This window comes from Paraburkholderia sp. SIMBA_027, assembly GCF_046535315.1.
Taxonomy (GTDB): Bacteria; Pseudomonadota; Gammaproteobacteria; order Burkholderiales; family Burkholderiaceae; genus Paraburkholderia; species Paraburkholderia tropica.
The window spans coordinates 1-243 of the sequence record NZ_JAWRWY010001419.1; the positions used below are offsets into that span (position 1 = coordinate 1).

Consider the following 243-nt stretch of genomic DNA (forward strand, 5'->3'; position numbering starts at 1 on the left):
GTCGGCTGGCCGGCGGAGGTGCCGGATTCCGTATCGCTGCACGGCCTGCTGCTGCCGATCCGCAAGGCTTTCGTGCAATATGCCAATATCCGCCCTCATCGGCTTCTGCCCGGTGTGCAGGGCCCGCTGAAAGCGGATGGGTTCGACATTCTCTGCATCCGGGAAAACACCGAGGGTGAATATTCCGGTGCAGGCGGGCGCGTGCATCAGGGCACCGACGACGAGGTTGCCGTTGAAACCTCG

The 243-nt window shown here is 63.4% G+C and carries 1 protein-coding gene; it reads left to right on the top strand.

Annotated elements, in window-relative coordinates:
* Nucleotides 1–243 (top strand): isocitrate/isopropylmalate family dehydrogenase (locus SB764_RS43870; RefSeq protein WP_410867292.1); only part of this gene is annotated, 243 nt, incomplete at both ends.